The sequence below is a fragment of the Pseudomonas sp. GW821-FHT02A11 genome (assembly GCF_059421985.1).
Genome location: NZ_JBWKWB010000011.1, coordinates 1 through 8,221 on the forward strand (window position 1 = coordinate 1; position 8,221 = coordinate 8,221).

Sequence of the window (8,221 nt, forward strand, 5' to 3'; positions counted from 1 at the left end):
ACCGCCACCGGCCTTGAGCACCGCCAGCAGGCCGATGATCATGTCCAGCCCACGCTCGACGGCAATGCCGACCAGTACATCTGGCCCCACACCCAGCGCACGCAGATGCCGAGCCAATGGGTTGGCTCGGGCATTGAGCTGCGAGTAGCTCAACACCGTATCGCCGAACAGCAACGCAGGTGCCTCGGGCTGACGCGCCGCCTGGACCTCAAACAGCACATGGGCCGCCTGCTCGCTCGGGTAGTCGAGGCGCGCGGTGCTCCAGTCGCGGATCTGTCGATACTCGTCGGCATCCAGCATCGGCAATTCACTGAGGCGGCTCTGCGGGTTGTCCACCAGCGCCTGCAACAGGTTGCGCCAGTGCTTGGCGAGTCGCGCCACGGTGGCCTGGCTGAACAGTGCGGTGCTGTATTCGAGGTTAGCCGAGATCTGCTCGCGGCTGTAATCGACGTCCAGCGACAGGTCGAATTTGGCTTCCTGCTGGCTGACTGGCAGCAGTTCAAGCGAGGCATCACCGAGCTGCAGCCAGCCCTGCGGCTGGCCGCTGACGTGCCAGTCGAACAAGGTCTGGAACAACGGATTGCCTTGGGCGCCGCGCTGCAGTTGCAGGTGCTTCATGATCAGCTCGATCGGGTAATCGCCGTGCTCGAACGCCGCCAGGCTCTGCTGTCGCAGGCGTTGCAGAAAGGCACTGGCGCTCAGATCCGGCTCCAGTTGGGCGCGGTAGATCAGGCTGCTGACGAAGTAGCCGACCAGTTCCTGGGTTTCACTCTGGTTGCGCGTGGCGCTGGGCACGCCGACCGTGAAATCGTGCTGTCCGCTGTAGCGTCCCAGCAGTAATTGCCAGGCGCCGAGCAGGACCACGAACGGGGTCAGTCCGCGTGCGTCACAGAGCTGATGAATCTGCCGCGTCAGGTTGTCGGGCAGGGCGAGGGCGTGATTGCCCGCACCCTGAAACGACGCCGCGCTGCGCGGGTGGTCGGTGGGCAGTGCCAGTGGCTGGATTTCATCGCCCAGATACTGCTTCCAGTAGTCGGCGGCGTGCCGGTGCTGTGCGCTGTCGACGTAGGTCTGGCGCTGCCAGTGGGCATAGTCGGCGTACTGGATGGCCGGGCGTGGAAGGGGCGAGTGATCGCCTGCGATCGCGGCCTGATAGGCGCGGTTCAGATCGCTCAGCAGGATCGGGTTGGACCAGGCGTCTGAGACGATGTGGTGCATGTTCAGCAGCAGGACTTGCTCGTTGGCGGCCAGGCGAATCAGCGTCGCGCGCATCAGCGGCGCCTGGGTCAGGTCGAAGGCGCGGGCCGATTCGGCGTCCATCCGTTGTTGCAGGGTTTGCGTGCGCGCGGCTTGCGGCAGCGCGCTGAGGTCTTCGCGAGCGAGGTGGATGCGGGCGGCAGGGTCGACCTGTTGAAAGGCAATGCCCGCGTTTTCGCCGAAGCGGGTGCGCAGGATGTCGTGACGTTCGATGAGCCGTTGCAGCGCCTGCTCCAGCGCATCGGCATCTACCTCGCCCTGCAGGCGCAAAGCGCTGGGCAGGTTATAGGCCGAGCTCTGCGTGGCGAACTGTTGCAGCAGCCACAGCCGTTGCTGGGCGAACGACAGCACGCTGGGCCCTCGTGCGGGCTGAGCGGTAATGACCGGCGCGGCGTCATGTTCCTCCGCCATCAACAGGGCCAGCAGGTCGTCGTCAAGGGAGGGGTTCGAAGGGGTCATGATCAATCTCGTCGCCGGGCACGGAGTCAGTAAGCGTTCTTGAGAAGAACGAAGCGTGGCGGGTGAGATTTAGCGGGGAATCAACACGCCGCAGGATCACTCCCCGATAGCCCTGTGGGAGCGAATTCATTCGCGAAGGGTCGGTACAGCCGATGCATATATATCGTCTGCACCTGCGTCTCGCGAATGAATTCGCTCCCACAGTTTTTCGTCCTGCATTTGGCTTGGGGTTTTTACCGTTTTGTCCTGCGCCAGGCTTGGTTGAGCGGTTGGCTACAAAAAGCACGAGGCTTGATGCAGAACTTCTGAACAACCCCGGCTTACCCTGTGGGAGCGAATTCATTCGCGAAGGGCCGGTACAGCCGATGTATATATATCGTCTGCACCTGCGTCTCGCGAATGAATTCGCTCCCACAGTTTTTCGTCCTGCGTTTGGCTTGGGGTTTTTACCGTTTTGTCCTGCGCCGGGCTTGGTTAGGCGGTTGGCTGCAAAAGCACGAGGCTTGATGCAGGACCTTTGAAGAACCCCGGCTCACAGTTTGTCAGTCACCCTCAATGCATCTGACGGTGTGCATTCGCCAGCAAGTCGGCTCCCACGAAAATCAAAAGCTTCTATGCACAGGCCCGCTCGGTCATCACCTGCCCGGCACTCAAGCGCACCAGCTGGTCGGCCACGTCGAAATAACGGTCATCGTGGGAGATGACGATGATGGTCTTGCCCAGGCGTTTCAGGTCCGGCAGCAGTTCGGTGTAGAACACCCGGCGGAAAGTCGGGTCCTGGTCGGCGGCCCATTCGTCGAAGACCAGCACCGGGCGCTCGTCCAGCCAGGCGTTGATCAGCGCCAGGCGCTTGCGCTGGCCGGTGGACAGGTCAGTGGTGGTGAAGGCGCCGTCGACCACACTGACCTTGTGCGCCAGTTCCATGCGTTCCAGGTATTGGCCGACGTTTTCCGGCAGGGCCTTTTCCTGTTCCGGCAGGTCGTCGAATAGGTAGTAGTCGGCAAAGATGGTGGTGAACATCTGCCGGTAATCGTCCAGCCCCCGTGCATCTACGGCTTGGCCGTTGAGGCGGATTTCGCCCTGTTGCGGGGTGTACAGGCCCAGCAGCAGCTTGATCAGGGTGGTCTTGCCGCAGCCGTTCTCACCGACGATGAACAGGATTTCCCCCGGCTCGATGCTCAGGTTCACCGGCCCCAGCGTGAACGGCTCGCTGCCCGGCACCGGCGGGAAGGCGTATTGCACGTTGCGCAGTTCCAGGCCGTGCATGGCTGGCACGTTGTGCTCGGTGTGGGTCAGCAGCAGATGCGGTTCGGGCGAGGAGAAGCGTTCGGCCAGATCGGCGATGCGGCGGAAGGCGATCTGCGCGCGGCTGATGATCGGCAGGTTGGACAACAGGTTTTCCAGCGGGCCTTTCATGTACAGCAGCACCAGCACGAAACCGCTCATCACCGCAGGATTCGCCGCCGGCCAGAACGCCTGCAGCGCCAACGCCAGGCCAATGACCACGAAGAACAGCATCGAGCCGAAACTCTTGGCCATGACGAAAATGGTGATCGAACGCACGTGGGTGTCGCAAATGTGATCGGCGGTGCCCTGGATGTTGCGGGTCAACATGGTGTGGCGGCGCGGGCGATGAATGCGCAATTCCTTGGCACCTTCGGCAATTGCCTGATAGTGCTTCTGCAGGTTGTCTTCGGCGTCCCGGGCGGCGTAGAAGCCCTGGATGCCTTTGCCCTGGGCGACGTATTGCACCGCCGATCCGATGCCGATGGCGACCAGGGTCATGGCGAAGATCGGCAGTGACAGGGTGGCCAGATAGCCCAGGCAGCCAAGGATCACGGTCATGGAAATGGCCAGCGGCGCGAAGGCGAAGGCGAAGTCGCTGATGGTGTCGACGTCGTGGGTCAGCACCGGGATCAGGCGATGGGTGCGGTAGCGTTCGATCTGCTCGATGGGCGCGCCCAGCACCTTGGCGCCCAGGTCCTTGCGCAGGCTGGCGATGACCTTCTGGCCGACGTAGTTGCTGCCGATGTCGGCGGCGATGCTGCTCAGCAGCGCCAGCAGGCACAGCCCGGCGAAGGCCAGCACCACGGCGCGGTTGAGGCCCTCGTCGCTGTGCAGCCCGCTGTTGACCGTGGCCAGCAACGCGGTGACGCTCAGGCCGCCGACAATGCCGAACAGAATGGACCCGCCGACGATGTAGCGGTACGGCTTGAGCAGGCTGAGGATGTCGCGAAGGGCGCTACGCGGTTTTGCGGTCATGAAACTACCTCCGTCGCGGCGCAGGATCGGGCGACGTGCTGATGGCCAATGGTGGGTGCGGTGTCGCGCCCGGAGTGCGGGTGGCGAAAGCACTGTCTGGAAGACGAGCCGGGGAGGCGGGGATTTAGGGGCTAGGACCGTTGTAATGTTGTCTGTAGGAGCGCGCTTGCCCGCAAATGCGATGTTCCCATCGACATCATGGTGTCTGACCCGACGCCATCGCGGGCAAGCGCGCTCCTACGAGGCGTCTGCGTATTTTCAATCGCCACCGCCGGCAAGCCGGACTGCTACAGGAGAGGGGTTACAGACTAGAGATCCCGAACCACGCGAAACCCCAGCCAGTCACCTCGGTCGGTGGCGTAGATGTTGTTGCGATTGCCCGAGCGCGACCAGATCGGTGCTTCGGTCCAGTCGTTGCCGCGCATCTGTTGCAGCTGGCAGTTGGGCTCGGTCCAGGCGCTGCCGTCGGTGGGGGCGCCGATGTAGTTGTCGTGGGCGCAGTCGGCCAGAAACTCCGAGACGTTGCCGTGCATGTCGTACACGCCGAAGGCGTTGGCCGGGAAGGCGCCAGCCGGGTTGGTGTAGCTGTAGCCGTCTTCCGGGCCGTAGGTGTTAGCGTGTCTGGCGATGCTGTAGGTCTTGCCTTCATCGAACGGGAAGGGGAACGGCCCGATGCTGTCGGCGCGGGCGGCGTATTCGCGGATCGATTCGGTCATCATGCGGTAGTGCTGATGGGTCTTTTTCGACAGCCAGGCGATGTACGCCTGCACCTCGGCCATGTCCATGCACACCGCAGGCTGCGTCGGGCCGACCGGGTAGCGCGGCGCACCTGCAATGCATTCGCGGCCGGGGCGGGTGTCGCCGTCCGGCATCTTGTAGCCGGTGTCCTTGAGGAACACCTTCCATTCCCGATCGGTGACATAGAAACGGCTGATGGCCAGGGGTTTGGCGAAGGTCACCGCATGCACCGGGCCTTCATCCTGTTGCCGGCCGACTTCATCGTCCGGTGTGCCCATCATGAATGTGCCCGCAGGCAACACGACCATTTCCGGGCAGTCCTTGCAGTCCTTGAACACTTGGCCTGGATGGTGCGCGGCGTGGCTGGCGTGGTCATCGTGTTTCGCCGCCTGGGCCTGGCCCGGCATCAGGTTGATCAGCACGGCCAGGGTCAGGCCGGTCAGCAGTTTGACTTTCATAGGTCCTCTCAGCGGCTGGACTTGATTAAAACGACTGGCTCAGTAGAGCCATGAAACGGTCGACTTCCTGCTCGTTGTTGAGCAGGCCGGGGGCGGTGCGGATCACTGGGCCGACATCACGGTCGACGGCGTCGGCGATCACCTTGTTCTTCATCAGGTGGGCGGCCACTTCGTCGCTGTCGCGGTCACGCACGCGGAAGAAGGTGAACCCCGCGGAAAACCCGGGGCTCAGCGGCGTCACCATGTCGATCTGACGGTGCTCCTGCAGGCGTGCCTTGAGGTAACTGTTGAGCGCATGGATGCGCGACTGCACGTCGGCCTTGCCCAGCGCCAGGTGCAGCTTGAAGGCTTCGTTCAACGCCCAGCGGTGCTCGAAGGCGTGGTAGCCGCCGGGGGACATGCTGGTGGCGAAATTGTCGTCCTGGGAAAAGGTCGGCTCGTTGGGCGTCAGGTCCTCGACCTTTTCGCTACGGGCACAGACGATGCCGGTGCCACGGGGGCCGAACATCCATTTGTGCGTGCCAGCGATGAAGTAGTCGCAGTGGAAATCGGCAAAATTGGCGTTTTCCACACCAAAGCCGTGAACGCCGTCGATCACGTAGATGATGCGGTCCTTGTCGTCGCGGTTGCGGTTGTGCTCCTCGACCAGCTTGCCGATCTCGCCCACCGGGATTTTCACCCCGCTGCCCGACTGCACCCAGGTCATGCCCAGCACGCGGGTGTTGGGGCGGATGTTGCGGGCAATGTTGCCCAGCACCTCGTCGGTAGAGAGGTGCTGCGGGTCCTTGAACAGCCGGATCTGCCGCACCTGAGTGCCCTGTTTGCGGGTGCGAAATTCGAGAATGCTGTGGGTCGAGTAATGCTCGTGTTCAGTGGTGAGGATTTCCTGATCCTGCCGCACGTGCACGCCGCCGTAGATCAGCGACAGGCCTTGTGTGGTGCTGCCGGTGAGGGCGATCTGCCCCGGTTTGGCTTGCAGGTAACGACCGGCCTGATTGCGCACTTCACCTTCGTGCTGCCAGGTTTCCTCGCGGTCCCAGTCCATGGCCAGGCCCGGATTGCGGTCCAGCCAGGCCCGGTGTCTGGCGATGGCCTCGCGCACTACCAGCGGGTGCGGGGTGACCAGAAAGTTGGAGAAGTGCAGGTAGTCCGGGTCGAGCAGGAACTGTTGGCGCAGCTTCGCCCACTTGTCGCCCGCCAGCGTCGGCGCGGCAGATGAGGGCGTTTCACTGGCGTGAACGAGGGAGCCCAAGGGCAGGGCGGCAGTGAGGATACCGGCCTGCTTGAGAAAGGTTCTGCGGTCAGTCATGGGGACGAATCATCCGGCGAGAAAGTGAGGTCAGTTGCGAGCGACCGGTGTTGCGGCTTTCTGCACGTCGTCCCAGACACGCAGGAAATTGCCGCCCCAGAGTTTGGCGATGTCGGCTTCCGAATAGCCGCGCTGGAGCAGTTCGGCGGTGACGTTGCGCACCTCGCTGACATCCTTCCAGCCTTTGAGGCCGCCGCCTTCGTTGAAGTCCGAACTGATGCCGACGTGGTCGATGCCGATCTTGCGCACGGTGTAGTCGATGGCGTCGCCCAGGTCCTTGAGGGTGGCCTTGGGTTCTTCGTCGAGGATGGCGTAGAGCTGGCTGGCGTATTCGCCGAATTTCTTTTCCGGCCAGGCAGCGATGATCGGGTCCCCCGGCATCAGCGCCATGGCGAGATTCGGCAGCGGCGGCAGGTCGAATTTGGCCCGCAGGTCGTTGAGCTTGCTTTGCGTGCGTTGGCTCAAGGGTTTGAGGTAGCCGCCGAAGCCGACGATCTGCACCACGCCGCCGCTGTTCTTGATCAGCTGCAGTTCCTTGTCGCTGAGGTTGCGCGGGATGTCGACCATCGCCCTTGGTGCCGAATGCGAGGCCACCAGCGGCGTGCGGCTCAGCTTCGCGACCTGTTCCAGGGCCTTGGTCGACATCTGCGAGACGTCGATGATCACGCCCAGGTCATTGAGCTTGTGCACGGCCTGCTTGCCGATGTCGCTCAGGCCATCGAAGGCATCGGGCGAATCATTGAAAAACGGCAAAGGCCGCGATGAGTCGGCCCAGCTGTTGTTGCCGATATAGCTGAAACCGAACATGCGCATGCCGCGCGCGGTCCAGGTGTCGAGCAGGCTCAAATCGTTGCCCAGCGGGTAGGCGTTGAGCATGCTGATGAAGATCGCGAACTTGCCTTCGCCGTGCAGGCGGCGCATGTCGTCGGGGGTGTAGGCGATGCCGACCTGATTGGGGAAGTCGCGCACGATGCCCTTGATGATCTTGTAGCGCACCTCCTGCTGGTTGCGCGCCTCCTCGACAAAACCGGCAGTGGGCTTGTGCGGCGCGTCGGCGCCATTCCAGATTTCCGGCCAGCCGAACACCGTCAGCGCGGCAGCAGAGAGGCGTCCGCGTCCGGCCTTGACCAGGTCCCACTGGCTGTCGCCATCCTTGTCGGCTTCGTTACCGGCGGTGCCGAACTCCAGCGGCACGGTGATGTGGCTGTCGAAGGAAATGATCCGCTCCTGTATCTCGTCCGCCTGCTGCATCACCTTCAGCGGGTAGCCAGGGCCATCCCTGAACCACAGCTCCCAGGCCGTGAAGCCAGCGGCTGCGGCCATCGCGACGGTCAGCGGCAGGCCGAGGTACAGGGCTTTTTTCGAACGCGGTTTAGTCATTGCCATCTCAGTCAGATTCGCCGTTCAGGTCGGGCAGCAAGCGCGTTGCCGGGGAGGGCGGTGCGCTTGGCTATCTGGGAAGAACGAGCGCAGCTCCGGCAAATTTAGGCGCTGACGTGGGTATGCACAGGCTGCCCGGTTGCCCCGATCCCCTGTGGGAGCAAATTCATTCGCGAGACGGTCTTTCAGCAGTCACAGATGTGGGGCTTGCAACGCCGCATCGCGAATGAATTCGCTCCCACAGTTTTTTGTCCTGCGTCTGGCCTGGGGCTTCTACAGCTTTGTCCTGCGTCTGGCTTGGGGCATCTACAGTTTCGTCTTGCGCCGGGCTTGGTTGAACAGTTGGCTGCAAAAAGCA

5 protein-coding genes are annotated in these 8,221 nt (G+C 62.8%); all 5 read right to left on the bottom strand.

Features of this window, described 5'->3' with window-relative positions:
- Positions 1-1,716, bottom strand: a 1,716-nt coding sequence (locus AC07V9_RS16710; RefSeq protein ID WP_495016781.1) for a condensation domain-containing protein, incomplete at its 3' end; no start/stop codon positions are given.
- A 612-nt stretch (positions 1,717-2,328) separates the two neighbouring features.
- Complete coding sequence (locus AC07V9_RS16715) at positions 2,329-3,978, bottom strand: cyclic peptide export ABC transporter (RefSeq protein WP_495016782.1); 1,650 nt, start codon at positions 3,976-3,978, stop codon at positions 2,329-2,331.
- Positions 3,979-4,286: 308 nt separating this feature from the next.
- On the bottom strand, positions 4,287-5,174 hold the full coding sequence (gene pvdO / locus AC07V9_RS16720) for a dihydropyoverdine dehydrogenase (protein WP_495016783.1): 888 nt from the start codon (positions 5,172-5,174) through the stop codon (positions 4,287-4,289).
- A 25-nt stretch (positions 5,175-5,199) separates the two neighbouring features.
- Positions 5,200-6,483, bottom strand: coding sequence for a pyoverdine-tailoring periplasmic protein PvdN (pvdN, locus tag AC07V9_RS16725; RefSeq protein ID WP_495016784.1), 1,284 nt, complete (start codon positions 6,481-6,483; stop codon positions 5,200-5,202).
- A 30-nt stretch (positions 6,484-6,513) separates the two neighbouring features.
- The gene (gene pvdM / locus AC07V9_RS16730; protein WP_495016785.1) at positions 6,514-7,863 is read right to left on the bottom strand and encodes a pyoverdine-tailoring dipeptidase-like protein PvdM; all 1,350 of its coding nucleotides are present in this window, start codon (positions 7,861-7,863) and stop codon (positions 6,514-6,516) included.
- Between the last annotated feature and the right edge of the window lie 358 nt (positions 7,864-8,221).

Bases quoted from the DNA above. Each gene is read 5' to 3' on its own strand.
- AC07V9_RS16715 (WP_495016782.1), bottom strand. From the start codon at position 3,978: ATGACCGCAAAACCGCGTAGCGCCCTTCGCGACATCCTCAGCCTGCTC.
- pvdO (WP_495016783.1), bottom strand. From the start codon at position 5,174: ATGAAAGTCAAACTGCTGACCGGCCTGACCCTGGCCGTGCTGATCAAC.
- pvdN (WP_495016784.1), bottom strand. From the start codon at position 6,483: ATGACTGACCGCAGAACCTTTCTCAAGCAGGCCGGTATCCTCACTGCC.
- pvdM (WP_495016785.1), bottom strand. From the start codon at position 7,863: ATGACTAAACCGCGTTCGAAAAAAGCCCTGTACCTCGGCCTGCCGCTG.